24 protein-coding genes are annotated in these 24295 nt (G+C 75.4%); 12 read left to right on the top strand and 12 right to left on the bottom strand.

Annotated features, from left to right (window positions below):
* Positions 1–81: 81 nt before the first annotated feature.
* The 5 genes from ACWFNE_RS13595 to nagB all read left to right on the top strand — a co-directional run bounded on the left by ACWFNE_RS13595 (position 82) and on the right by nagB (position 5257).
* Positions 82–1389 carry an extracellular solute-binding protein gene (locus tag ACWFNE_RS13595; protein WP_452122966.1) on the top strand — a complete coding sequence of 436 codons (1308 nt, stop codon included), beginning with the start codon at positions 82–84 and terminating at the stop codon, positions 1387–1389.
* A gap of 79 nt (positions 1390–1468) precedes the next feature.
* On the top strand, positions 1469–2494 hold the full coding sequence (locus ACWFNE_RS13590; protein ID WP_452122965.1) for a carbohydrate ABC transporter permease: 1026 nt from the start codon (positions 1469–1471) through the stop codon (positions 2492–2494).
* Positions 2491–3321: a carbohydrate ABC transporter permease gene (locus tag ACWFNE_RS13585; RefSeq protein WP_452122964.1), complete on the top strand. Its 831-nt coding sequence runs from the start codon at positions 2491–2493 to the stop codon at positions 3319–3321. Before ACWFNE_RS13590 ends, ACWFNE_RS13585 begins: the two co-directional genes overlap by 4 nt.
* Positions 3318–4472 carry an ROK family protein gene (locus tag ACWFNE_RS13580; RefSeq protein ID WP_452122963.1) on the top strand — a complete coding sequence of 385 codons (1155 nt, stop codon included), beginning with the start codon at positions 3318–3320 and terminating at the stop codon, positions 4470–4472. The genes ACWFNE_RS13585 and ACWFNE_RS13580 overlap by 4 nt, the downstream gene beginning before the upstream one ends.
* Entirely contained in the window at positions 4472–5257 is a 786-nt protein-coding gene (gene nagB / locus ACWFNE_RS13575; protein ID WP_452122962.1) for a glucosamine-6-phosphate deaminase, read from the top strand. The genes ACWFNE_RS13580 and nagB overlap by 1 nt, the downstream gene beginning before the upstream one ends.
* 72 nt (positions 5258–5329) lie before the next feature.
* Here nagB and ACWFNE_RS13570 read toward each other — a convergent pair whose 3' ends face one another.
* Together ACWFNE_RS13570 and ACWFNE_RS13565 are read right to left on the bottom strand one after the other, a co-directional pair.
* A complete protein-coding gene (locus tag ACWFNE_RS13570; RefSeq protein WP_452122961.1) occupies positions 5330–5776 on the bottom strand; it encodes a hypothetical protein in 447 nt (148 codons plus the stop codon).
* Between the two features lie 271 nt (positions 5777–6047).
* Positions 6048–7070: an alpha/beta hydrolase family protein gene (locus ACWFNE_RS13565; protein WP_452122960.1), complete on the bottom strand. Its 1023-nt coding sequence runs from the start codon at positions 7068–7070 to the stop codon at positions 6048–6050.
* 419 nt (positions 7071–7489) lie between these two features.
* Between ACWFNE_RS13565 and ACWFNE_RS13560 the strand changes: the two genes are divergently transcribed.
* The 7 genes from ACWFNE_RS13560 (at position 7490) to ACWFNE_RS13530 (ending at position 13176) form a co-directional block, all read left to right on the top strand.
* Positions 7490–9655, top strand: coding sequence for a SpoIIE family protein phosphatase (locus tag ACWFNE_RS13560; protein WP_452122959.1), 2166 nt, complete (start codon positions 7490–7492; stop codon positions 9653–9655).
* Between the two features lie 71 nt (positions 9656–9726).
* On the top strand, positions 9727–10092 hold the full coding sequence (locus tag ACWFNE_RS13555) for an ATP-binding protein (protein WP_452122958.1): 366 nt from the start codon (positions 9727–9729) through the stop codon (positions 10090–10092).
* Positions 10093–10130: 38 nt separating this feature from the next.
* Positions 10131–11405, top strand: coding sequence for an MFS transporter (locus ACWFNE_RS13550; RefSeq protein ID WP_452122957.1), 1275 nt, complete (start codon positions 10131–10133; stop codon positions 11403–11405).
* A gap of 56 nt (positions 11406–11461) precedes the next feature.
* Positions 11462–12040, top strand: coding sequence for a helix-turn-helix domain-containing protein (locus ACWFNE_RS13545; protein WP_452122956.1), 579 nt, complete (start codon positions 11462–11464; stop codon positions 12038–12040).
* Positions 12037–12564, top strand: coding sequence for a DUF6036 family nucleotidyltransferase (locus ACWFNE_RS13540; RefSeq protein WP_452122955.1), 528 nt, complete (start codon positions 12037–12039; stop codon positions 12562–12564). The genes ACWFNE_RS13545 and ACWFNE_RS13540 overlap by 4 nt, the downstream gene beginning before the upstream one ends.
* A 67-nt stretch (positions 12565–12631) precedes the next feature.
* Positions 12632–12856 carry a hypothetical protein gene (locus ACWFNE_RS13535; RefSeq protein ID WP_452122954.1) on the top strand — a complete coding sequence of 75 codons (225 nt, stop codon included), beginning with the start codon at positions 12632–12634 and terminating at the stop codon, positions 12854–12856.
* Complete coding sequence (locus ACWFNE_RS13530) at positions 12856–13176, top strand: type II toxin-antitoxin system PemK/MazF family toxin (protein WP_452122953.1); 321 nt, start codon at positions 12856–12858, stop codon at positions 13174–13176. Before ACWFNE_RS13535 ends, ACWFNE_RS13530 begins: the two co-directional genes overlap by 1 nt.
* Before the next feature lie 52 nt (positions 13177–13228).
* Here ACWFNE_RS13530 and ACWFNE_RS13525 read toward each other — a convergent pair whose 3' ends face one another.
* The 10 genes from ACWFNE_RS13525 to ACWFNE_RS13480 form a co-directional block, all read right to left on the bottom strand.
* On the bottom strand, positions 13229–14230 hold the full coding sequence (locus ACWFNE_RS13525) for a pseudouridine synthase (RefSeq protein WP_452122952.1): 1002 nt from the start codon (positions 14228–14230) through the stop codon (positions 13229–13231).
* A 236-nt stretch (positions 14231–14466) separates the two neighbouring features.
* Positions 14467–15405 (bottom strand): carbon-nitrogen hydrolase family protein, encoded by a 939-nt coding sequence (locus tag ACWFNE_RS13520; RefSeq protein WP_452122951.1) that lies wholly within the window; start codon positions 15403–15405, stop codon positions 14467–14469.
* A 204-nt stretch (positions 15406–15609) separates the two neighbouring features.
* Entirely contained in the window at positions 15610–16578 is a 969-nt protein-coding gene (locus ACWFNE_RS13515; RefSeq protein ID WP_452122950.1) for a sensor histidine kinase, read from the bottom strand.
* A gap of 167 nt (positions 16579–16745) precedes the next feature.
* A complete protein-coding gene (locus ACWFNE_RS13510) occupies positions 16746–17465 on the bottom strand; it encodes a response regulator transcription factor (RefSeq protein WP_452122949.1) in 720 nt (239 codons plus the stop codon).
* Complete coding sequence (locus ACWFNE_RS13505) at positions 17462–17746, bottom strand: DUF4190 domain-containing protein (protein ID WP_452122948.1); 285 nt, start codon at positions 17744–17746, stop codon at positions 17462–17464. Before ACWFNE_RS13505 ends, ACWFNE_RS13510 begins: the two co-directional genes overlap by 4 nt.
* Before the next feature lie 256 nt (positions 17747–18002).
* Entirely contained in the window at positions 18003–18638 is a 636-nt protein-coding gene (locus ACWFNE_RS13500; RefSeq protein ID WP_452122947.1) for a DUF3060 domain-containing protein, read from the bottom strand.
* A 77-nt stretch (positions 18639–18715) separates the two neighbouring features.
* Positions 18716–19924 (bottom strand): OmpA family protein, encoded by a 1209-nt coding sequence (locus ACWFNE_RS13495; RefSeq protein ID WP_452122946.1) that lies wholly within the window; start codon positions 19922–19924, stop codon positions 18716–18718.
* Positions 19925–20015: 91 nt separating this feature from the next.
* On the bottom strand, positions 20016–20999 hold the full coding sequence (locus ACWFNE_RS13490; RefSeq protein ID WP_452122945.1) for a siderophore-interacting protein: 984 nt from the start codon (positions 20997–20999) through the stop codon (positions 20016–20018).
* A gap of 126 nt (positions 21000–21125) precedes the next feature.
* Positions 21126–23279 (bottom strand): iron ABC transporter permease, encoded by a 2154-nt coding sequence (locus ACWFNE_RS13485; RefSeq protein ID WP_452122944.1) that lies wholly within the window; start codon positions 23277–23279, stop codon positions 21126–21128.
* The gene (locus ACWFNE_RS13480; RefSeq protein ID WP_452122943.1) at positions 23276–24268 is read right to left on the bottom strand and encodes an ABC transporter substrate-binding protein; all 993 of its coding nucleotides are present in this window, start codon (positions 24266–24268) and stop codon (positions 23276–23278) included. The genes ACWFNE_RS13485 and ACWFNE_RS13480 overlap by 4 nt, the downstream gene beginning before the upstream one ends.
* Between the last annotated feature and the right edge of the window lie 27 nt (positions 24269–24295).

The following is a 24295-nucleotide window of genomic DNA, read 5'->3' as shown; positions in this document are numbered from 1 at the left end:
GCCAATGACCCGCACCGCCGTGACACGACATGGGAAGGAACCCCCACCGTGAGGATTCTACGTAGTGCAGCGTTCGCGACCGTGGGACTGCTCGCGCTCGCCGCGTGCAGCTCCGGCGCCGGCGACGACGCCGAGACCGACGCCAGCCCCGAGGGCGGCGCGGAGATCCGCCTGTGGCTCAACGGGACCGACACGTCCGACGAGCTGCGCGAGTACCTGATCACGACGTTCGCCGAGGAGAACCCCGGCTCGACGCTCGTCATCGAGGAGCAGGACTGGAACGGCCTCGTCCCCCGCCTCCAGACGGCCCTCACCTCCGCCGACCAGACCCCGGACGTCGTCGAGATCGGCAACACCCAGACGCCGACGTTCGCGTACGCCGGGGCGTTCAGCGACGTGAGCGACCTCTACGAGGAGGTCGGCGGCGAGAAGCTGCTCCAGGGCTTCGTCGACGCGGGCAAGGTCGACGACACCGTGTACGCGCTCCCGTACTACTCGGGCGCCCGCGCGGTGTTCTACCGCAAGGACCTGTTCGCGGCGGCCGGGGTGTCCGTGCCCACGACGCTCGCCGAGTTCAACGAGGCCGCGGTCAAGCTCCAGGCCGCCAACCCGGCCGGGACGCCCAACTTCTCGGGCTTCTGGTTCCCCGGGCAGGACTGGTACAACGGCACCGCCTGGATCTACACGCACGGCGGCGAGCTCGCGGTCAAGGACGGCGACGAGTGGGCCGGCGCGCTGTCGAGCCCCGAGTCGCAGGAGGCCCTCGCCGAGGTCCAGACGCTGTTCCAGACCGGGACGAGCGCACCGAAGGACGCCGACTCCAACGAGCCGTGGGTCCCGTTCAACAACGGCGAGGCCGCGATGTTCTCGGCCCCGACGTGGGCGCGGTGGAGCATCGACCTGCCCGAGTGCAACAAGGCCGTCGACCCCGAGGACGAGTCCGAGGAGGCCAAGGCGCTGCGCACCGAGCAGCAGAAGTGCAACGAGGAGAAGACCGGCGTCTTCGCGCTCCCCGGCACCGCGGCGGGCACGCCCGCGACGGTCTTCGCGGGCGGCTCGAACCTGGCGATCCCCGCGAAGTCGGAGAACCAGGCGCTCGCGCAGAACCTGCTGAAGATCATCTTCAGCGAGGAGTTCCAGGTCATGCTCGGCTCCAACGGGCTCATCCCGGGCAACTCGGAGTACGCCTCGTCGCTCGGTGACGACGCGTACGCCTCGGCCGCGCTCGACGCCGCGCTGGGCGCCAAGCTCACCCCGGCCGCCGAGAAGTGGGCCGACGTCGAGGGCGCGCGCATCCTGGAGGACTTCTTCCAGCAGGTCGCGAGCGGTGCGGACGTCAAGACCGCCGCCGCCGAGGCCGACCAGCTCCTGGCCGACACGCTCAACTGACCCGGCGAGGACACCCCGGGGGCGCCGCACACCACGTGCGCGGCGCCCCCGGGCCCCCGCCCGACCCCCTGGAGCACCCATGTCCGGCCCCCGTCTCGGCCGAGCGGTCGCCCCCGCCGCACCTCCCCCGCCCGGCGTCGTGCCGGCCCCGGGCCTCACACCCCCCGACCTGCCGACCACCGGCACCGCGCCCCGGCCGCCCGTCCTCCCGCGCCGGCGCCCGCTGCGCACCCGCCTCGGCGCCTACGTGCTGCTGGTCCCCGCGACCGCCGCGGTCGCCGTCGGGCTCGGCTACCCGCTCGTCCGCCAGCTCGTCCTGTCCTTCCAGGAGTACGGCCTGGCCCAGCAGTTCGGCCGGCCCGCGGAGTGGGTGGGCCTCGCGAACTACCAGGCGCTGCTCTCCGACCCCTACGTGTGGGCCGTCATCGGCCGCTCGATCGCGTTCTGCCTGCTCAACGCCGCGCTCACCATGGTGATCGGGATGGCGCTCGCGGTGCTCATGGCCAAGGTCGGCCGCGCCGCCCGTATGACCCTGCAGGTCGGGATGCTCCTCGCGTGGGGCACGCCGGTGCTCGCCACGATGACGGTGTGGCAGTGGCTGTTCGACTCGCAGTACGGGGTCATCAACTGGCTGCTCGCCGAGCCGCTCGGGCTCGACGGCTGGCGGTACCACTCGTGGCTCATCGAGCCGCTGTCCTTCTACGCCGTCGCGACCGTCATCGTCGTGTGGATGAGCGTGCCGTTCGTCGTCTTCACGGTCTACGCGGGCCTGCTCCAGGTCCCGACGGAGACCATGGAGGCCGCCCAGCTCGACGGCGCGAACGGGTGGGACCGGTTCCGGCTCATCACGATCCCGATGGTCAAGCCCGTGCTCTTCGTCGTCGCGCTGCTCCAGGTCATCTGGGACCTGCGCGTGTTCACCCAGGTCTACGTGCTGCAGCGGGCCGGTGCCCCCACGCGGGACACGCACCTGCTCGGCACCTACATCTACTCGCTCTCCAAGGAGTTCTCGATGGCCGGAGCGATGGCCACGATCATGCTGGTCCTGACCCTCGCCCTGACGGCGTTCTACATCCGCCGGATGCTGCGCGAGGAGGAGCTGTGAGGGCCGCCGTCGGGCGCTGGTCGCTCGGGACGGTCGCCGTCCTCGTCACGGTCGTCTGGGTCTTCCCGATCTACTGGATGATCTCGAGCTCCTTCCTGCCGTCGAACCAGCTGCAGACGCCGACGCCGACGTTCTTCCCGGTCGGCGGCACGCTCGCGAACTTCCGGGCCGTGTTCCGCGACTCCACGTTCTTCGAGGCGTTCCGCACGTCGCTCGCCGTGACCGCCGTGACGCTCGTCGCCGCGATCCTGTTCGCGTTCGTCGCGGCGCTCGCCGTGTCCCGGTTCCGGTTCCGCGGGCGCAAGTCGTTCATCGTCGCGATCCTGGTCGTGCAGATGATCCCCGCCGAGGGGCTGTTCATCTCGCAGTACCAGATGCTCGACGGCTGGGGCCTCGTCAACGCCGTGCTCGGCCTGACGATCGTCTACGTTGCGGCGATCCTGCCGTTCACGATCTGGATGCTGCGCGGCTTCGTCACCGGTGTGCCCATCGAGCTCGAGGAGGCCGGCATGGTCGACGGGCTCTCGCGCACCGGCGCGTTCTTCAAGATCACCTTCCCGCTGCTGGCCCCCGGGCTCGTCGCGTCGGGCGTGTACGGGTTCCTGCAGGCGTGGAACGAGTACACCCTCGCCCTCGTCGTCATGACGGAGCCGTCGCGCCGCACGCTGCCGCTGTGGCTCCAGGGCCTCGTCGAGGCGAACCGGGCGACCGACTGGGGCGTCGTCATGGCGGGCTCCACGCTCATCGCGGTGCCGGTGATCCTGTTCTTCCTGTTCGTGCAGAACAAGATGACGAGCGGGCTCGTCGCGGGGGCGGTGAAGGGGTGAGTCCAGCGACGGACGGGGGCGTCACTGTGCAGGTGGAGGGGCAGGTCGAGGAGCTCGGGGGGCAGGGGGACGTGGGCGCGCAGGTGGACGGCCGGGCCGCGGCGCCCGGTGCGGCGGGTGCGTCGCGGACCGGGCGCACGGCACCCGGTGGTCACGCTCCCGCGCCCGGCGACGGCGAGCGCGCCGACTGGTCGGTCGGGCTCGACATCGGCGGGACGAAGGTGCTCGGGGTGCTGCTCGCCAGCACGCCCTGTGCCGTCCCGGCCGTGCGGAGCAGCGTGCGCGTGCCGACGCGGCGCGGGCACGACGGCGTCGTGGCGTCGGCCGCCGAGGCGGTCGAGGCGCTCTGCGCGCAGGCGGGACTCACGGTCGACGACCTCACCGGCGTCGGCGCGGGCGTCCCGGGCGTCGTCGAGCCGTTCACGGGCGCCGTCTCGCACGCCGTGAACCTCGGCATCGACGGCACCGACGTCCCGCTCGGGGCGCTCCTGCGCGAGCGGCTCGGCGGCGTGCCCGTCGGCGTCGAGAACGACCTCAACGCCGCCGCGCTCGGCGCCGCGGAGCTCCTGGGCCTCGGGGGCGACCTCGCGTACCTCGCTCTCGGCACGGGCGTCGCCGCGGGGCTCCTGCTCGACGGCCGGCTGCGGCGCGGGCACCTCGGCGCAGCCGGCGAGATCGGGCACGTGCCCTACGTCGCCGACGGTCCCGCCTGCCCGTGCGGCCAGCGCGGCTGCCTCGAGCTGTACGCGTCGGGCTCCGCGATCGACGCCGCGTGGCCGAGCCGCACCGGCCGCCCGGCACCCGCGGAGGTCTTCGAGGCCGCGGCCGCGGGCGACCGCGAGGCGCTCGCGGTGCAGGGCCGGTTCGTCGACGCGGTCGCTGCCGCGGTGCGCATGCTCGTCCTCACGTGCGACGTCGAGCACGTGGTGCTCGGCGGCGGGGTCGCCGAGGTCGGTGCCCCGCTGCTCGAGGAGGTCGCCGCGGCCGTGCGCCGCCAGGCCGAGGGCTCCGCGTTCCTGCGCAGCCTGCACGTCGCCGAGCGGCTGAGCCTCGTGCCGCGCGAGCTCCAGGTCGCGGCGGTCGGTGCGGCGCTCGCCGCGCGGCGCAGCCCCGTGTCCCCCGTCATCCCCGAGAACCAGGCGGTCCGCTGATGGAAGTCGTCATCCTCCCCTCGACCGAGGACCTCGCCGCGCTCGCCGCAGGCGCGATCGACGCGCTGCTGCGCCGGACCCCCGACGCGGTGCTGGGCCTGGCGACCGGGTCCAGCCCGCTCAAGGTCTACGACGAGCTCGCGCGCCGGCACACCGAGGAGGGTCTCTCGTTCGCCGCGGCGCGCGCGTTCATGCTCGACGAGTACGTGGGGCTGCCCGTCGACCACCCGGAGCGGTACCGGAACGTGATCGAGCGCGACCTCGTGGGCCGCGTCGACCTCGACCCCGCGCGCGTGCACGGCCTCGACGGGCTCGCGGCGGACCTCCCGGCGGCGTGCGCCGCGTACGAGCAGGCCATCGCCGGTGCGGGCGGGGTCGACGTGCAGGTCCTCGGGCTCGGCACCGACGGGCACGTCGCGTTCAACGAGCCCGGCTCGTCGCTCGCGTCCCGCACCCGGATCAAGACCCTCACGCAGCAGACGAGGCTCGACAACGCGCGGTTCTTCGGCGACGACGTCGAGGCGGTGCCGCGCCACGTCCTCACGCAGGGCCTCGGGACGGTCATGGCCGCGAAGCACCTCGTGGTCCTGGCCGACGGGCACCGCAAGGCCCAGGCCGTGCACCACCTCGTCGAGGGCCCGGTGACGGCCATGTGGCCCGCGAGCGTGCTCCAGCTCCACCCGCACGTCACCGTGCTGGTCGACGACGCCGCCGCGGGCCGGCTGCAGCTCGGCGAGTACTACCGGCAGACCTGGGCGCAGAAGCCGGGGTGGCAGGGCATCTGACGTCCGCACGGCGACGGGCCCGGCACGCGCCTCCGGGGGCGAGTGCCGGGCCCGACGTACGTCCGCGACCGGTCAGGCCTTGTGGCAGGTGACCTTGATGTAGACCGGCCAGGTGTGGTCGTAGGTCACGGTGCCGTCGTCCCAGTTGACGTCGAACGCGATCGACCCGCTGTACTCCCACGACTGGAGCCGCTGCGTCCCCTGGATCGTCTGGCCGGGCTCGATGCGGTTCGGGAGGCCGACGAGCGCCCGGCCCGCGGGGTACGCGCGCACGTTGCCGATCGTGCCGGCCACGTCGCGGTGGTTGGTGACCTCCCACGTGACGACCCACTCCCCGACGGCGGAGTCGCACACGCAGGTGCCGCGGATGTCCGCGGTGAGGCCGGACGACGCCTGGGCCGGGGCGAGGCCCAGGCCGAGGAGCACGAGGGTCGCGGCCAGGCCGGCGAGGGTGCGGCGGGCGGACGACGGAAGGGACGGCGGGACGGACTGCGGGACGGACGACGGGACACGGTTCATGACGGTTCTCCCCCAGGTGACGACGTCACCTCGGGCGCGGCTGCCGGACCCGGCCACGACCACCCCCGAGGTCGTGAGAGCGCTCTCGCGCCGTGACAATCGTATCTATCGGACATCCGGTCGCGTCAAGGACGAACGTCCCGGGACCCGGTGGACGTTGCGTGACGCCCGGCCGCCGCGGGGCCCGGGCACGGGTCGGCCCCGGTGACGCGAGGTCACCGGGGCCGGCCGTTGCCCGGCTGCTCCGGGTGCGACGCCGGAGCGGCGCGGATCAGTACGGGCAGGTGCTGCGGTACTCCGAGATGGCCGTGCCGCTGGGCGGCGGGCAGAGGAACTGCGCGTACCGCTCGTCGTCGTCCACGAAGCGCTTGAGCCACGAGATGCTCTGCCGCGCGATCGTCGTGTTGGAGGTGTTCGGCGCGAAGTGGCTCGCGCCGCGCAGCTCGAGGTAGGCCTTGTCGAGGCTCGCCGGGAGGTTCTCGTAGAACGGCTCCGCGTGCGTCGTCACCGAGGCGACGGAGTCGTTCTGCGCGCCGATGATCAGCGTCGGGGTCTGCACCTCGGGCCACGTCTTGTCGGTGTTCCACGGCGTCATCGGGATCGCCGCCTGGAGGGCCGGGTCGTCCTTCGCGGCCTCGAGCGCACCGCCCCCGCCCATGCTGTGGCCCATGACCGCGAGCCGGCTCGCGTCGATGCGGCTGCGGACGCTGCTGCTGCCCGTGAGGTACGCGAGCGCCGCCCGGAGCTGGTCACCGCGTGAGGACGGCTGGTCGTAGCGGGAGTTCGTGTCGATGGTGAGGACGACGAAGCCCTGCGAGGCGAGCCGGGGCCCGAGCCACGAGATGCTGGACTGCGCGGCCGTGTACCCGGGCGAGATCGCGACGGCGCCGAACGTGCCCTCGGCCGTCGACGTCGGGTACGTGATCGTGCCGCCGCCGAAGCCGCTGGCGGTGAACCGGGACACGGTCGTCTGCGCGACGGCGAACGGCCCCCGGGCGGCCTCGATCGAGGCGACGGTCGGCGCGGGGCCGCGCTCGTAGGGGCTCGCGGCGACGGTGACGGGCGGCACGGCGGCCGGGGCGTCGACGGTGAGCTGCGGCTCGGTCGCGGCGTGCTCGTCGATGGCCCGCTGGCTCACGACGGGCGGTGCCTCGACCGTGGCCGGGTCGCCCGCGGCAGCGGACGCGGACGGGGCGAGCGCTCCCGCCGCGAGGGCGAGGCCGAGGGTGGCGACGAGCGGCACCCGGCGTGCGGGCGCGACGCTGCGCCCGGGTCGTGCGAGGAGTCGGTTCACTGCGAAGCCCTTCAGGACGGCTGCGAGGCTGAGGGGTACCCCGGTGCGGTGGTGGCGCACCGCCTCATCGTCACCCGCCGAGGCGCCTTCGCGGTAGCCGTACCAACCGGTCGGTATGCGGACATCCCGGACGGCGGACCGGGAAAGTCGGCCGGAAAGCGTCACCGGAGACGGGTCGTCCGTGCGCCAGCGGCCGCTGCGACGTCGTCTGCACGCGCGCCGACCGGCGCCTTCGGTCAGGGCGACGACGGCGCCCGCCGGACGGTTCCGCACGCGGTGTCCAGCCCGCGCCGAGACGCCTCGGACCCGGCCGGTGCGTGTGCCCCTAGTCTGAGCGCACTGCGGTTCGCGTGCGGCAGCCGCGCGGTCGACCACCACGGCGGGCGCACCCGGCAGGGCGCACTCAGGACCGAGGCACCATGAGCGCGGCTGGACGTCCGGCGAGCGACCCCGTCGCCACTGCCGCGCCGTCCCGTGCGCAGCTCCCCGACCGGCGCCGCAGGGGTGCTCCGCGCTCCGCGGTCTCGGGCGACCTGGAGCACGACCGGATGCGGTGGGAGCTCGCCGTGAGCGCCGGCGGCGTCGGCAGCTTCGACTGGGACCTGCGCACCGGCACGCTCGTGTGGGACGACCGGCTGCTCGAGATCTTCGGCTACACGCGCGAGGAGTTCGGGCGCACGATCGGCGCGTTCCACGCCCGGCTGCACCCCGACGACGTCCCACGCGTCCGGCGGGCGCTCGATGACGCGGTCGCCACGTGCTCGACGTACGAGTCGGAGTACCGCGTCGTGCTCCCCGGGCAGGTGACCCGCTGGGTCCAGGCGCGCGGGACCGCCGTCGCCGGGCCCGACGGGACCGCGGTGCGCGTGCTCGGCGTCGCGTACGACACCACGGTCAGCCGCGACTCCGACGCCCGCCTGACGCGCGTCCTCGAGACCATGTCGGCGGCGTTCTACTCGCTCGACGCGCAGTGGCGCTTCACCTACGTCAACGCGGAGGCCGAGCGCCTGCTCGGGCGGCGCCGCGAGGAGCTGCTGGGCGGCGACATCTGGGAGCTCTTCCCGGCGGCGGTCGGCTCGCCGTTCGAGACCCACTACCGCGACGTCGTCCGGTCCGGCCGGCCCCAGGAGTTCGAGGCGTACTACCCCGCACCGCTCGACGGCTGGTACGAGCTGCGGGCCTGGCCGACCGTGGACGGGGTGTCGGTGTACTTCCTCGACGTCAGCGAGCGTCGCAGCGCCCGGGAGGCGGCCGAGACCGCGCTCGCGAGCGCGGACCGTGCCACCCGCCGCCTCGAGCTGCTGGCGCGCGCGAGCCAGGACCTCGGCGCGACGCTCGACATCGACGAGGCCCTCGCGAGCGTCGGGCGGCACGTGGTCCCGGCGCTCGCCGACTGGTGCATCGTCACGCGCGTCGAGGAGCAGGGGCTGCGCGACGTCGGCACCTGGCACGTCGACCCCGCGATGCGGGCGACGCTCGAGCGCTACGCGGCGATCCGCCTGGAGACTCTCGACCTGGCGTCGTCGTCCGTGGCGCACACGACCGCCACCGGGGAGCCGTCGCTGATCCCCGCCCCCGCGGCCGAGTCGATGGCGCAGCACCTGGGCTCCCCCGAGGCCCGGGCCCTCGTCCGGGAGCTCGCACCCGAGACGGCCGCGGTGCTGCCCCTCCGCGCGCGCGGCCGCACGAGCGCACTCATCACGCTGTGCCGCGGCGCCGGCCGCCCCCGGCTCGGCGGCACCGACCTGCTCGCGGCGCTCGAGCTCGCCGAGCGTGCGGGGCTGGCCGTCGACAACGCGCGCCTGTACAGCGAGCAGCACACCATCGCCGAGGGCCTGCAGCGCAGCCTGCTGACGCCGCCCGTCCAGCCCGAGCACATGCAGGTCGTCGTGCGCTACCAGCCGGCGGCCGAGGCAGCGGAGGTCGGCGGCGACTGGTACGACGCGTTCCGGCAGCCCGACGGGTCGACCGTGCTCGTCATCGGGGACGTCATGGGCCACGACATCACGGCCGCTGCGGACATGAGCCAGGTGCGCTCGCTGCTGCGGGGCATCGCGTACGCGACGGGTGCGACGCCGGCCGCGATCCTCGGCACGCTCGACGCCGCGATGCAGGGGCTCGGCGTGGGGACGACCGCGACCGCCGTCGTCGCCCGCGTCGAGGAGCCCGAGCCGGGGCACGGCGGCCCCCACGTGCTCCGCTGGTCGAACGCCGGCCACCCCGCGCCGGTAGTCCTGCGGCCCGACGGCACGGCCGAGCTGCTCGACGCGCGGACCAACGACCTGCTGCTCGGGATGTCCTCGGCGTGGCCCCGCACGGACCAGGAGCTCGCGCTCGAGCCCGGCACGACGGTGCTGCTGTACACGGACGGGCTCGTCGAGCGCCGCGACCGGTCGGTGCGGGCGGGCATGGCGCTCCTGCTCGACGCCGTCGCGGAGCTCGCGGGCCGGGACCTCGACGGGCTCGTCGACGGTGTGCTCGAGCGGCTCTCCCGCGGGCAGCAGGAGGACGACGTCGCGCTCGTCGCCGTCCGCCTCGTCGCGGCGGACCGCCCGGGCGGCGCGGCCCAGGGCGTCGGTAGGTGAACCTTCACCCACCCGGCGCGATCGGGCCGCGGGACGCATGGTGGACTCACCCGACGGGAGCGAGGAGCTCGATGCACGTCCCCGCACTGCTCAGCTCCGCCCGGCTCGGCCGGCAGTGGAGCGTCCGGCTCGCCCGACAGCACGGCGCGTCCGACGCGACGCTGCACGTCGTCGAGCTCCTCACCAGCGAGGTCGTCACGAACGCCGTGAAGTACGGGCGGGTGACGGATGCGATCGACCTCGACATGGCGTGCACGCGCGGCGAGCTCACCGTCTGCGTGACCGACGCGAACCCCAGCCCGCCCGTGGTGCTCGGCGTCGACGCGGCCCGCGTCGGCGGGCAGGGCATGCGCGTCGTCGAGCGCCTCGCACGCAGCTGGGGCTGGCTGCCGACGCGCGACGGCAAGCGCGTGTGGTTCACGGTGCCGCTGGCCTGACGCCACGCAGCGCGAGGCCGCGGGAGAGGATGGGCCGGGTGCCCCGCCTGCTCGTCGACCTGACCCCGCTGCGCGTGAGCGTCCCGTACCGCCGGATGTGGCTCGGCACGTCGCTGTCCGCGGTCGGCACCGGCCTGACGACGACGGCCGTCGGGCTCCAGGTCTGGGACCTGACGCGGTCGAACCTGAGCGTGGGCCTCGTCGGGCTCGCGGGCTTCGTGCCGCTCGTGCTGCTCGGTCTGTACGGGGGCGCGCTCATCGACGCGTACGACCGGCGGCGCGTGATCCTCGCGACGTCCACCGGGCTCTGGCTCGTCGCCGCCGGCTTCGCGGTGCAGGCGTGGCTCGGGCTCGACGACGTGCGCGTGCTCTACGTGCTCGTCGCGCTGCAGAACGGCCTGTTCGCGATCAACTCCCCCGCGCGGTCGGCGATCGTCCCGCGCCTCGTCGGCACCCGGCTGCTGGCCGCGGCGAACGCGCTCTCGGGGCTGTCCTTCGGGATCAGCATGGCGCTCGGGCCACTCCTCGCCGGGCTGCTCGTCGGGCGCGCCGGGTACGGCTGGGCGTACACCGTCGAGGTCGTGCTGCTCGTCGGTGCCGTCGCCTCCCTCGTCGCGCTCCCCTCGCTGCCGCCCGAGGGGCAGGTGCGCCGCGCCGGGCTGGCCTCCGTCGCCGAGGGTCTGCGGTTCCTCGCCACGAGACCCAACATCCGCGCGACGTTCGCGATCGACCTGACCGCGATGGTGCTCGCGATGCCGCGCGCGCTCTTCCCGGCGATCGGTGCGACGGTGCTCGGGGGCGGCGCCACGACCGCCGGCATCCTGCTCGCGGGTGTCGCGACCGGCTCGGCGCTCGCCGGGCTGCTGTCGGGCCCGATCGGGCGCGTGCGGCGGCAGGGGTACGCCGTGGTCGTGGCGGTGCTCGGGTGGGGCACGGCGGTCGCGGCGTTCGGCGTCGTGGTCGAGCTCGCGCCCGGACCGGGTCCCGGCGGCGTCGCCACGTGGGTGCTGTGGCCGGCGACGGCGTGCATGGTCCTCGCGGGCGCGGCCGACTCGATCAGCAGCATCTTCCGGTCGACGATCCTCCAGGCGGCGACGCCGGACGCGATGCGCGGGCGGCTGCAGGGCGTCTTCATCGTCGTGGTCGCGGGCGGCCCGCGCCTCGGGGACCTCGTGCTCGGCGGGACTGCGGACGTGACCGGCGTCGGGTGGGCCGCGGTGCTGGGCGGGCTCGCGTGCGTCGTCGGGGTGGCGCTGTTCGCGTGGCGGCACCCGGGGTTCCGGAGGTACGACGCGCTGCACCCGGTCGCGTGAGCGGCGGGTCCGACGTCGCGCGGTAGCGTATCCACTACCATCCCCGAGGAGCGAAGATGACAACGGCAGCCACCCTCCTTCGCGCCGGGCGTGCCGCGCGACGCGTCAGCCAGCGCCAGCTCGCAGTCGCCGCGCGCACGGACCGGCCCGCGATAATCGCGATCGAGAAGGGAACCCGCGACCCGTCGGTCGGCGTGCTGGACCGCCTGCTCGCCGCGGTCGGGCACCGTCTCATCAGCGTGCCGACACTGGCCGCCCCTGTGGCGGTGTTCGCGGACGAGATCGCGCGGCACCTCCTCACCGACGACCCCGAAGGCGCGTTTCGGACGTTCCTCCAGCTCCATGACACCCTGCGCTCGCAGGACGCCGGCGTCCAGGTCGCTCTGTGCCTCACGGAGCCCGCACCCACCGGGTCAGCGCCGTTCGACGCCTTGATCGCCGGGCTCGTCGAGCACCTGCTGACGGCGCGCAAGCTTCCCGTCCCGGCGTGGGTCGAGGCGCCGTCACGCTTCCTCGGGTCCGACTGGTTCGTGGACGACTCGGCGTACGCGCGCGCCCACGACCGGGACGCCGCCCCTGCGGCTTTCGCCCGACGGCGGGTCTACCTGGCGCCGGCTGAGCTGGCCTCCGCATGACGCAGCTCTTCGACCGCGAGGCGATTCTCGGGGCACTCACGGACCTCGCCGCGCGACTGGCCGACGGCGACGTCGCCACGCGGATCTGCGTCGTGGGCGGCGCCGCTCTGGCGATCTCCCGGGTCGGGAACCGTGAGTCGACGACGGACATCGACGTCGCCGTCTACGGGAACCAGACCGCGGTCATGGCTCACGTGAGGGCAGTCGCAGAGGCTCGCGGCTGGCAGGCCGACTGGGTCAACAACGCTGTCGTGCAGTTCTGGCCGTTCTCGGGCGAACCCCGGTGGACGCCGGTCGTCGGTCGGGCCGCCGTGGAGATCCTCGTCGCGCCGGCCGACATGCTGCTCGCGATGAAGCTCAACGCCGGCCGCGGCCGTCGAGACAGCGGGGACATCGCCGCGCTCCTCGAGGTGTGCCGCATCTCGACTGTCGGCGAGGCCGAGGACGTCTTCCAGCGGTACTACCCCGGCGAGGAGATGAAAGACCGCGCGCGGGCGCAAGTCGTTGCGGCTTTCGCTTCGTGAGCGTCGCCGGGCGGCCTCATCGACGCGCGCCCACACGCGCGTGTAGACACGATGTAGACTGACCGGCATGGCCGCGACGACGACGGTGCGCGTGCGCACCACGACGCGCGACGAGCTGAATGCGCTGAGCGCCGAGCGCGGGGTGCCCGTCGAGGCGGTGATCCGGGACGGCATCGCGCTGCTGCGCCGCGAGCAGTGGCGCCGGCAGGCCGAGATCGACGCCCGCGCGGCCGCCGCCGACCCGCAGGACCGCGCCGAGGTGGCCTCGGCCCTGAGCGACCTCCACGGCTGATGCGCGGCGACGTCTACCGGCGGAAGGCCGGCACGACGCGCGGGCACGAGCGAGCGGACGAGCGGTTCGCCGTCGTGGTGCTCGCCTCCCGGCTCGAGCACCTCAGCACCTGGCTCGTCGTCCCGACGTCGACCCGCGCCAACCCGTACGTGTTCCGCCCACGCATCGAGGTCCCCGGCCACGGCGAGACGCTCGCCCTGTGCGACGCCCTGACTGCCGTCGACCCGCAGGCCCGCCTGGGCGACCTCGTCGGCTTCCTGCCGCTCGCGGACATGCAGCGGATCGACGACGCGCTGACCGGGTTGCTGGACCTGACCTGACGGCGGCGGCCCGCGCGCGGTGGTGCAGCGGTCACGCGTTCGCGGCCGGCGGTCACGCCTCCGCGGCCAGCGGGAGCGCACGGACGCTGCGGAACTCGCGGCGCCGCCCGTCGACCGGGTCGGTGAACGCGACCTCGGCGGCGAGGAGCTGGAGCGGGTCGCGGAAGTCGTCGACCGGCACGTCCCGGACCACGGGGTAGAGCGGGTCGCCGACGATCGGGATGCCGAGCCCGGCGAGGTGCAGGCGCAGCTGGTGCGTGCGTCCCGTGCGCGGGGTCAGGCGGTACACGGCGAGCCGCTCCGTCCCCGCGTCGGCCGCGCCCACCGCCGGGCGGCCCGGGACCCCGCCGCCGTCGACCTCGTGCGCGGCGTCCCGCCCGACCTCTCGCTCCACCTCGACCAGCGTCTCGGCGTTGACCGGCGCGCCCGGCACCACCTCGGCGCACCACGTCCCGCGCTCCTTGTGGATGTGGTTGCGCACGACGACCGGCAGCTCGAGGTCGGCGCGCAGCGGCGCGACCGCCCGGTAGGTCTTGTCGACCGCGCGCCGCTCGAACGCCGACTGGTACGCACCCCGCCACCGCTGCTCCGTCGCGAGCAGGAGCAGCCCGGACGTCACCCGGTCGAGCCGGTGCAGCGGCGACAGCTCGGGCAGGCCCAGCTCCGCGCGGAGCCGGACGACGACGCTCTGCATCACGTGCCCGCCGCGCGGGATCGTCGAGAGGAACGGCGGCTTGTCGACGACCACGAGCCGCTCGTCCCGGTGCACGACGTGGATCGGCCCCGGCACGACCGGCTCGTCGCGCAGGTCGCGGTGGAACCACACGTACCGCGCCGGGACGTACGGGGCGTCGTCCCGCACGGCGCGGCCGTCCTCGTCGACGAACCGCCCCTGCACCAGCATGGCCGGGACGTCGACGTGCTCGGGGAGGCGGTGGCGCAGCCAGACGCCCATCGTCGGCCAGGGGTCCGGCGTCGCGCGGTCGCGGTCCGGGGTGCGCAGGCGGGCGGCGTCGAGTCCGTGGCGTGCCGGGAGCGGCGAGCGGGGAGGCACCGGGCGATCGTACGAGGCGAGCCGGCCGCGGTGGACCTGGCCCGGCACGGGGCTGTCCGGCGGGCGACGCCCGTCGGGCGCAGGCCCGGCACGGCTGCGGGCCAGCGGCCCGGCGGCCCAGCCGCCCTGCCTCCCTGCGGCCCAGCCGCTTCACGGCTCTGCGGCTCTGCCTCCCAGCCACCCTGCGGCTCAACCGCCCTGCGGCCCAGCCGCTTCACGGCTCTGCGGCTACGCGGCTACGCGTCGTCGATCGTGACGGCCGGTCGCGGGCGGGTGTCGACGCTCAGGCGGAAGATGTCGGGGCGGTTGTAGTGCCCGGTGGGATCGAACAGGCGCCGGGCCGCGTGGACCTGCGCGAGGTCGACGTCAGCGGTCAGGATGCCCTCCGCGTGGCGGAGCGGGCCCGCGAGCAGCGCGCCGTCCGGCCCGACGATGACGCTGTTCCCGGGCTCGACCCAACCGCCGTCCCCGTCCTGGACGGTCCAGATCCGGTCCCGGTGCGGCAGGCCCGCAGGGAGCTGGTCGACGTGCGTGCACGGGTTGACGCCGACGACGTAGCAGCGTCCCTCGCGGGCGATGTGCCGCAGCGTCGCGACCCAGGCGTCCCCGGGGGCCAGCGTCGGCGCCGCCCAGATGTCGACGCCCTGCGCGTACAGGTGGAAGCGCGCGAGCGGCATGTAGTTCTCCCAGCACGTCAACCCGCTGAGCCGGCCGTACGGGGTGTCGACGACCGGCAGCGTCGAGCCGTCGCCACTCCCCCACACCGTGCGCTCCGACCCGGTCGGCACCAGCTTGCGGTGCTTGGCCAGCGTCCCGTCCGGCCCCAGGTAGAGCGTCGTGTTGTAGATCGTCGACCCGTGCGGGTCCCGCTCCTGCACGCCCATGACGACGTACGCCCCGACGGCCGCGGCGGCCGCGCCGAGCGCCTGCGTCACCGGTCCCGGGACCACGACGGCGTTCTCGACGAGCAGCGCGTACCAGTCCTCGTCGCCGTCCCAGATGGGTCGCGAGTCGATCCACACGGGCGTCCCGGGGATGAACACCTCGGGGAAGACGACGAGCCGCGCCCCCTGGGCGGCGGCCTCCTCCACCAGGTGGAGCGCCTTCGCGAGGCACGCCTCCTGATCGAGGAGCACGTGCGCGGCCTGGACCGCGGCGACCCGGGTGAGAGCCATGGGCGGACCACTCCCTCTCCACCGACGCCAGCGCCGCCGTGGGAGCCCGACGGCGTGACGCCGCGCGTCAGGCTCTCGTGTCTACTCGCGCCGCGAGACGGTCCACAAGGGTCGCGGGGCACATCGCGTCGGTCGTCGAGGGTCGCTCCCGCCGCGGGGTCACGGTCGCTGCGGTCGCGACGGACCCGCAGCCGGCCCCGGCGCTCACAGCGCGGGGAGCCGCAGCCGTGCGCTCGTCCCCTGCCCCGGCCGCGAGCGCAGCGTGACCGTACCCCCGTGCCGCTGCGCGACGACCCGGACGAGCGGCAGCCCGAGGCCCGAGCCGGGGGTGCCGCGCGCCTGCTCGCCGCGCGCGAGCTCGTCGAACACCGCGTCGAGCTCGTGCTCCGGGATGCCCGTGCCGGAGTCGGCGACCTCGACGACCACGACGCCGTCGTCGTCGGAGCCGCGGACCTCGACCGCCGAGCCCGCGGGCGAGAACTTCAGGGCGTTGGCCAGCAGGTTGTGGACCGCGAGGTAGAGCAGGTCCGCGTCCCCGCGCACGCGCGGCAGCGGCCACGGCGCCTGCGGCAGCGTCACCGTGATCGCGCGCGGGACCCCCGACGCGGCCGCCTGGTCGCCGAGGTCCGCGACCGCGTCCAGCACCACCTGCGCGAGGTCCACGTCCTCCTGGTCGAGCGGTCGCGTCTCGAGCTCGGCGAGCTTGCGCAGCTCGGCGACGAGCGTCGAGAGCCGGTGCGTCTGCTGCTGGAGGGTGTCGAGCGCGCGGGCCTGGTCGGCGTCGAGCGACGCGGGGTCGGGGACCACGCCGGGCAGGGCCGCCCGCAACGCGGTGACGGGGTTCTTCAGCTCGTGGTCGAGGCGGAGCAGGAACCGGCGGTGCGCGGCGCGCTCGTCGTCGCGGCCGGCGCGCTCCCCCGCCTCTGCGGCGGCGGCCACGGCGCGGCGGCGTCGCGCCGCGATCCACCCGGCGGCCAGTGCCCCGGCGGTCACCAGCACCCCCGTCACCGCCAGCGCGACGGGCAGCTCCGCGCTCACGACGACCCGCAGCGCGCGCCCCGACGCGAGCACCACGGCCGCGCCGAGCAGCCCGGCGACCGCCGGGACGAGCGCGACGACGGTCGCCGCACGCCGCCCGGGACGCCGGGCGGACGGCGCTGACTGCCCAGCCACGGAGGCTGAGGGCCCCGCCGCGGGTGCCGACGGCCCGGGCAGGGGGGCCGCGGGACCTCGCGCAGGTGCGGGGACCCCGGCGGGCGCTCGTGGTGGCCCGGACGCGAGCCCGGCGGGCACTGCGGCGCGCCCGGCCGGCACCTCTCCTGCGCCGGGCGGCGGCGTCGTCACGGGCGGCCCGCCCGCTGCACCGGACCGCAGAACCGGTACCCGAGCGACTGCACCGTCTCGACGTAGCGCGGCGCCGCCGGGTCGTCCCCGAGCACCCGGCGGATCTCCGCGACCCGGTGGTCGACCGCGCGGCTGCTCACGGCGAGCTCGAACCCCCACAGCGCCTGTAGCAGCCGCTCCCGCGTGTGCAGCTCGTCGGGGTGCGTCATGAGGTAGTCGAGCAGCAGCGACGCCTTCGGGGTCAGCGTGACCTCCCGGCCCGCGAGCCACGTGCGCCGGGCCGTCCGGTCCAGCACGAGGTCGCCGCTGACGAGGCGCTCCGCCGCAGCGAGCGACGGCTGCCCAGGCACGGCCCGGCGCAGCACCGCGCGCACGCGGGCGTGCAGCTCCTGCGGGTCGAACGGCTTGTTCAGGTAGTCGTCCGCGCCCTCCTCGAGCGCCGCGGAGCGCTCCGACGACTCCCCGACCTGGGTGAGCAGGACGACCGGCGTCCAGTCCCCCGCCGCGCGCAGCCGCCGGACCACCGACCGCCCGTCGAGCCGCGGCATGAGCACGTCACACACGAGGATGTCGGGACGCCACCGGGCGTGCGCCGCGAGCGCGGCCTCCCCGTCGGCGGCCGTCTCGACGTCCATCCCGCTGCGCACCAGGAACGACGCGAGACCGACGCGGATCGCCTCCTCGTCGTCGACGAGCAGGACGCGCGGTGCGCTCACTGCCGCCCGCCCCAGACCACGACCCCGGTGACGAGCAGCAGGCCGACGACGAGCGCGGCGAACGTGAGGTAGCCGAGCACGAGCCCGACGACCGCCGCCGTCGAGCCGCCGTCGCCGCGCTCGCGGATCTGCCGGAGCGCGACGTGGCCCGTGAGGACGGGGATGATCGCGAACCCGCACAGGGCCAGCACGAGCGTCACGACCGCGAGCACGTTGGTCGGGCGGGAGACCGGCGGGTAGGGGTACGGGTACGGCGCGGGGGCGGACGGGGGCTGGGTCATCGGGTGCTCCTGGGTGTGGGGACGGGCCGCCCGGCTGCCGCGAGGCGGGGACGCGCGTGTGCGTGGGTCGATGCGTGGAGGCGGGCGGACGCGTGCGGGCGGGCCCGCGCGTGCGGGCCGGTCGACGCGTGCGGGCGGGTCGACGCGTCCGGGCCGGTCGGCGCGTGCGGGCCGGTCGGCGCGTGCGGGTGGGTCGGCGCGTCCGGGCCCGGACACGGGTACGGACGGGCGCACGCGGGCCGGTGGCGCGGGCGCGTCATCCGGCACCGACCGCGCCGTACACGCTGCCGGACCCGTCGTCGGTGACGACCGGGGCGCCGGCCTCCCACGTCACGGTGACGGCGGCCGCGGCGAGGGTGACGGTCGTGACGCTGCGGACGGCGACGCGTGCTCCCGCACCTGCGACCACGAGGTGGTCCACGTCGCCGGCGACGACCACGGAGTCCGCGCCCGTGACCGTGAGCGTCCCGCAGGCGTCCGTGACCTCGACCGCGTCGCCGGCCCGCTCGCGGGTCAGCTCCGCCCCGCCGCACGCCGTCTGCGCGGTCGTCACGGCCCGCAGCTCGTCGCGGGTCGGCAGCCCCGGGAGCCCGGGCCCAGCGACGGCGCCCGAGCCTGCCGGGTCCGTCGCCGCGGGCCCGCCGCCGCCCGCCGGGCCGTCGCCCGAGCCGTCGCCCGAGCCGTCGCCCGAGCCGCCGTCCGAGCCGTCGTCGGCGGCGTCGTCCGGCTCGGCGGAGCCTGCGGCGCCGTCGTCCCGTCCCGTGCCCGGCGACGTCGTCGGCCGTGCCGCGTCACCGGTCGGGGCGGGGCGCCGCGCGTCGTCGACGACCTCGACGCTGCACGCTCCGAGCGTCAGCGCGAGGACGACCGCGACGACGGCGCCCCGGGCCACCGGGGCCGGGCGGCCCTCCCGAGCTCCGCCGCCGGGGGCCCGACGCCGCGGTCGGGCCGGCACGGCACGGCGGGCCCTCACGTCGTCACGCCCGGCAGCAGGATCTCGACGCGCCGGTTGAGCTGGCGGCCCGCGGGGTTGTCCTGCCCGTCGACCTCGTTCGGTGCGACGGGCCGGTGCTCGCCGTGGCCGACGACGTCGAACGCCGTCCCGACCCCCCGGTCCGCGAGCGCCTCCGCGACGGCCCGCGCCCGGTCCTCGGACAGCCGCTGGTTGAGCTCGTCGGACGAGACGGAGTCGGTGTGCCCCTCGACCGACCCGGCGGGTGCGGCGACCCCGGCGAGCGCCGAGGCGAGCGCGTCGAGCGCGGCGTCGGCGTCGGGCCGGATCTCGGCGGACCCGAAGTCGAACAGCACGCCGGCGTCGAGCGTCAGCGTCGCGCCGCACGACGGTACGGGCGCGATGGTGCCCATCGAGGGGAACGGGCCGAGGCGCGGGACCGGCGGGAGCGGCGCCATCTCGACGGGCAGCCCGTCGACGGTGCCGGTGCCGTCGCCGTAGTTCTGCACGGTGAGCGTCGGGTCGGAGTACAGCCCCGAGCCGTCGCCGTAGTTCACGACCTTGACGTCGCCGTCGGTGTGCAGCCCGGCGCCGTCGCCGTAGTTGACGACGGACCGGTCGCCGCGGCTCCAGCCGCCCGAGCCGTCGGTGTGCACGTACACGTGCGTGGTGCCGTCGTCGTAGTTCCCGGACCCGTCGCCGTAGCTGACGACCGAGACGCCGCCGGCCTCGTACGTCCCCGACCCGTCGCCGTAGACCGTGACCGTCGTCCCGTTCAGCGTGTACGTGCCGGAGCCGTCGCCGTAGTTCACGACGGACCCGTCGGGCGCCGTGAACACCCCGAACCCGTCGCCGTACGCGAGCAGGGCCCCGCGCCCCACCTCCGCGACGCCGCTCGCGTCGCAGTGCGTGGGGGTCACGGTCACGCCGGGGACGTCGCCGACCGCGGCCGCGACGTCCAGCGCGAAGCCCGCGAGCGACGCGTCGAGCATCGACAGGTCGGGCAGCACGATCAGCGGGACCGGGGGGATCTCTCCCGCGGCGTACCCGGCGACGGCGGGGACGGTCGGTGTCGGCTCGGGTGCCTCGCGGGTGGCGCTCGGGGAGGGCGTGCGCCCGGACCCGGCGCGGTCGGGACCGGTGTCGGCGGCGCCCGTGCCGCACGCGGTGAGCAGCAGCAGGGACGCGACGGTGAGGAGCGGGGTTCCGGACCTGCGGAGCGACATGGCCGTCACGGTAGGCGACGGGCCCGCACCGCAGGTCGCGGCGCTGTCGCCGGGGTGTCGCAGTCCTGCGACACCTCGGGCGGCAGAGGGGTCACGCCCCCTCGGCACGCCCCTCGCGCCAGTACCCCATGAACGCCACGGACCGGCGGTCGACGCCGCGCTCGGCGACGAGGTGGCGGCGCAGCGTCTTGATCGCGCCGGCCTCGCCCGCGAGCCACGCGTACAGCTCGGTCGAGCGGGTCAGGGGCTCGCCGTCGGGGTCGACGGGGACCTCCCAGAGGATCTGCGCGTCGACGTCGACGTCCTCGATGGCGCCGGCGACGGACGCGGCGCCGCCCACCGGTGCGTCGAGCAGCCGGCCGGCTGCCGCCTGCACCGCGGGGACGAGCGCCGAGCCGTGCGGGGCGTCCTCGCGGGCGAGCCACGTGACGCGCACACCGGCGGGGGCGCGCAGCGGGAGGACGTCGGCGGCGTGCGGGATCTCCAGGACGGCCTCGCCGCGGGCGTCGGCGGGCAGCGACGCGAGGATGCCGCGGATCGCGGGGACCGCGGTCTCGTCGCCCGCGAGCAGCAGCGCGAGCGCATGCTCGGGCGGCGCCCACTCGATGCCGCCGTGCGGGCCGGGGTGGCGGGCGTCGGGCCCGCAGACGCCGAGCGTGTCGCCGACCCGGGCGCTGCCGGCCCAGCGGGACGCGGGGCCGAGGTCGCCGTGCAGGACGACGTCGACGTCGATCTCGCGGAGGTCCTGGCGGACGGCCGCGATCGTGTAGGTGCGCAGGACCGGGCGGACGGCGTCGGGCTGCTCGCGCCACGCGGTGAACCAGTCGAGGCCGCCGTCGCCGGCCAGCAGCGTGTCGAGCGCGGCGCCGCAGGCGGCGGCCGTGGTGCCGTCGCCGGGGGTGCGGGCGAGGATCAGCTTGATGCGCTGGTCGCGGCCGTTGTCCGCGAACACGTCGAGGTCGTCGCCGGTGAACGTGATGCGGCGGAAGCTCGGCGTGAGGTCCTCGATGCGCGTGACGCGCACGGCGAAGGCCCGGAAGGGTGCGATGGTCGGGGCCACCAGCAGCTCGGTCACATGCACTCCAGATCGACGGGCCCCGCGGGCGGAGGTGACTCGAAGGTAAGGCAACCCTCCGCGAGGTATGGCTACCCTAACCCGGCATTCCCGGGCTGCGGAGTGGCGTGCGTCACACGGACCGCGTCACGCCCGCGTGCGCCACAGCAGCAGCACGAAGTACGGCGTCCCGATCAGCGCGGTCACGAGCCCGGCCGGGACCTGCGCGGGCGCGATGAGCGTGCGCCCGAGCACGTCGGCCACCCCCACGAGCACCGCGCCGAGCAGCAGCGCGACGGGCACGACCCGGGTGTGCCGGGCACCGACGAGCGCCCGGGCGGCGTGCGGTGCCACGAGGCCGACGAAGCCGACGACCCCGATCGCCGAGACCGCGGAGCCCGCGAGCAGCACCGAGGCGAGCAGCAGCGCCAGCCGGGTCCGCTCGAGCGGGACGCCCAGGACGCGCGGCACGTCCTCGTCGAGTGCGAGCAGGTCGAGGTCGCGGCGCGCCCGCACCACGAACGGCGTCACGAGCAGCAGCATCGCGAGCACCGGGAACGACTGCGCGAACGAGCGCCCGTACGTCGACCCCGACATCCAGGTGAGCGCCAGCGTCGAGTCCCACGGGCTCGACGTCACGACGATGATCGTCACGAGCGCCGTCGTGCCCGCGCTCACGCCGATGCCGATGAGCACGAGCCGGTCGGAGCTGAGCCCGCGGCGGTACGCGAGGCCGTACACGAGCGCGAACGCGAGCAGCGCCCCGAGCCCGCCCGCGCCGGTCACGGCCCAGATGCTGACGCCGGGCACGAGCACGAGCAGCGCGACCGCGCCGACGCCCGCGCCGCCGGTCACGCCGAGCAGCCCCGGCTCGGCGAGCGGGTTCCGGCACACGGCCTGGACCGTGGTCCCGGCCAGCCCCAGCGCGGCACCCGCGACGAGCGAGGCGAGCACACGCGGCGCACGCTGGTCGAGCACCGCGGTCACGCCCGGCCCGCTGCGGCCCGACAGCCAGTGCGCGACGTCGCCCGTGAGCAGCAGGGTGTCACCGAGCAGGAGCCCGCCGATCACGGTCGCGACGACGAGCACGACGAGGACCGCGGTGACGACGAGGAAGCGACGGCGCGACGCCGGGCCGCGCCCACGGCTCGTGCTCGGCGCCGAGACGGGCGAGCTGTCGCGGATGCGACGCGCGAGGGCCACGAGCACCACGGCGCCGAACACGCTCGTCACGACGCCCGTCGGCACGGCGACGCCGTCGGTCCCCGGGAGCCACGTGCGGAGCAGGATGTCGGCCGCGAGCACCACGACGCAGCCGGCGAGGGCCGCGAGGGGCAGCAGGAGCCGGTGGCGGTGCAGCCCGGGCGCGAGCGGGGCGACGAGCCGCGCGATCGCGGGCGCGCACAGCCCGACGAAGCCGATGGGGCCGGCGACCGTCACGGCGACCGCGGCGAGCAGGACGGCGACGACGACCGCCTCCACGCGGGTGCGGCGCACGTCGAGCCCGAGGACCGTCGCGGTGTCGTCGCCGAGCGCGAGAAGGTCCAGGCGCCGGGCCCGCACGACGGCGAACGCCGCGACGAGCAGCACCGTGGGCGCGGCCTGCACCACCTTCTCGGGGCCGGACTGCACGATCGAGCCGCTGCCCCACGCGAACAGCCCGATGGTCTCCTGCTCGAACAGCAGCAGCAGGAGCGACGTCAGGGCGGACAGCGCGAGCATCACCGCGGAGCCCGCGAGCACGAGCCGCGTCGGCCCCGACGCACCGCCGCGGCTCAGCAGCAGGACGAGCGCGGCCGCGCCGAGCCCGCCGAGGAACGCGACCGCACCGGTCGCCGCGAACGGCAGCGTGAGCCCCGTGACGGCCGCGACGGTCACGAGCAGGTAGGAGCCCGCGTTGACGGCGAGCGTGTCCGGCGACGCGAGGGGGTTGCGCGCGACGGACTGCAGCATCGCGCCCGAGACGCCGAGCGCGACGCCCACGAGCAGCGCCGACAGCACGCGCGGCAGGCGCGAGGCGACGAGCACCGCGGCCGTCTGCTCCGCCTCGCCGCCCGCTCCCCCGGTCAGCAGCCCGAGCAGGTCGCCCGCGCCGATCCCCGACGTGCCGAGCGTCAGGTCGACCAGCCCGAGGACGACGACGAGCGTGACACCGGCCGCCAGCACCGCCGCGACGCGCAGGGCCGGGACGGCGCCGAGGGGCGCACGTCCGGCCGGCGCCGCAGCGGACCCGGGGGCGTCGACGCGGGGGGCGCCGGTGGCGGCCCCTCCCCCGGCCGGTGTCACGCTCGCGGTGGTCATGCCGCCGTCAGCGCCTCGACGGTCGCCTCGATCCACGCCTGGGCGGCCGCGGGGCCACCGAACTGCCAGATCCCGTCGGGCAGGCGGTGCACGTTGCCGGCGGCGACGAACGGCAGCCCGGTCCAGATCGGGTTGGTCGCGAGCGCCTCACCGAACGGGTCCGCCTCGCTCGAGCTCGCGAGGTACAGGAACGGCGCGTCGCTGAGCTGCGTGAGGCCCTCGACGTCGGTCACCGCGAGGCCGTAGTCGGCGTCGCCCTCGCCCTCCCAGCCGTTGACGAGCCCGATCTCCTGGCCGAGCGCCCCGAGGAACGCGCCCTCGGTGAACATGCGGACCGAGACCGTGCCGTCCGCGACCCAGCCGTCGGCCATCGTGAACGACGAGCCCTCGAGCCCGGCCTCGGCGAGCGCGGCCTTGCCGTCCTCGACCGCGGCGTCGTACTCCGCGAGCACGTCGGCGGCCTCGTCGGACCGGCCGGTCGCCTCGCCGAGCACCTCGATGGTGCGGCGCATGTGGCCGATCGGGTCGCTCGCGTCCGAGCCGCGCAGCGCGATGACGGGCACGGTCTCCTCGATCTGCGCGATGACGTTCTCCGGCAGGTCGGTCGTCGTGACGACGAGGTCGGCGCCCAGGCCCGCGATCGCGTCGAGGCTCGGCTCGCCGCGCGTGCCGACGTCGGTCACGTCGCCCTCGAGGGGGACGACTTGGTCCCAGGTGTTGTAGCCCTCGACGTCCGCGGCACCGACCGGCGTGACGCCGAGCGACAGCAGGTTCTCGGTGAGGCCCCACTCGAGCGAGACCACCTTCTCGGCGGGCGCGTCGAGCTCGACCTCGCCGCGGTCGTCGGTCACGGTGACCGGGCCCGCGCCGGGCGACGTGCTGGTCTCCTCGGCGCCGGCGGGAGTCTCGGTGCTGCCGCAGGCGGTCAGCAGAAGCGCGGTGGCCGCCGTCAGGGCGAGCGCGGGCAGGGGGGAGCGCAGGGATCGCATGGGTTCCTCGGGGTGGGGGTGGTGGTG

It is taken from the genome of Cellulomonas sp. NPDC055163 (genome assembly GCF_053607065.1).
This window is presented reverse-complemented; position numbering and strand designations above follow the sequence as displayed.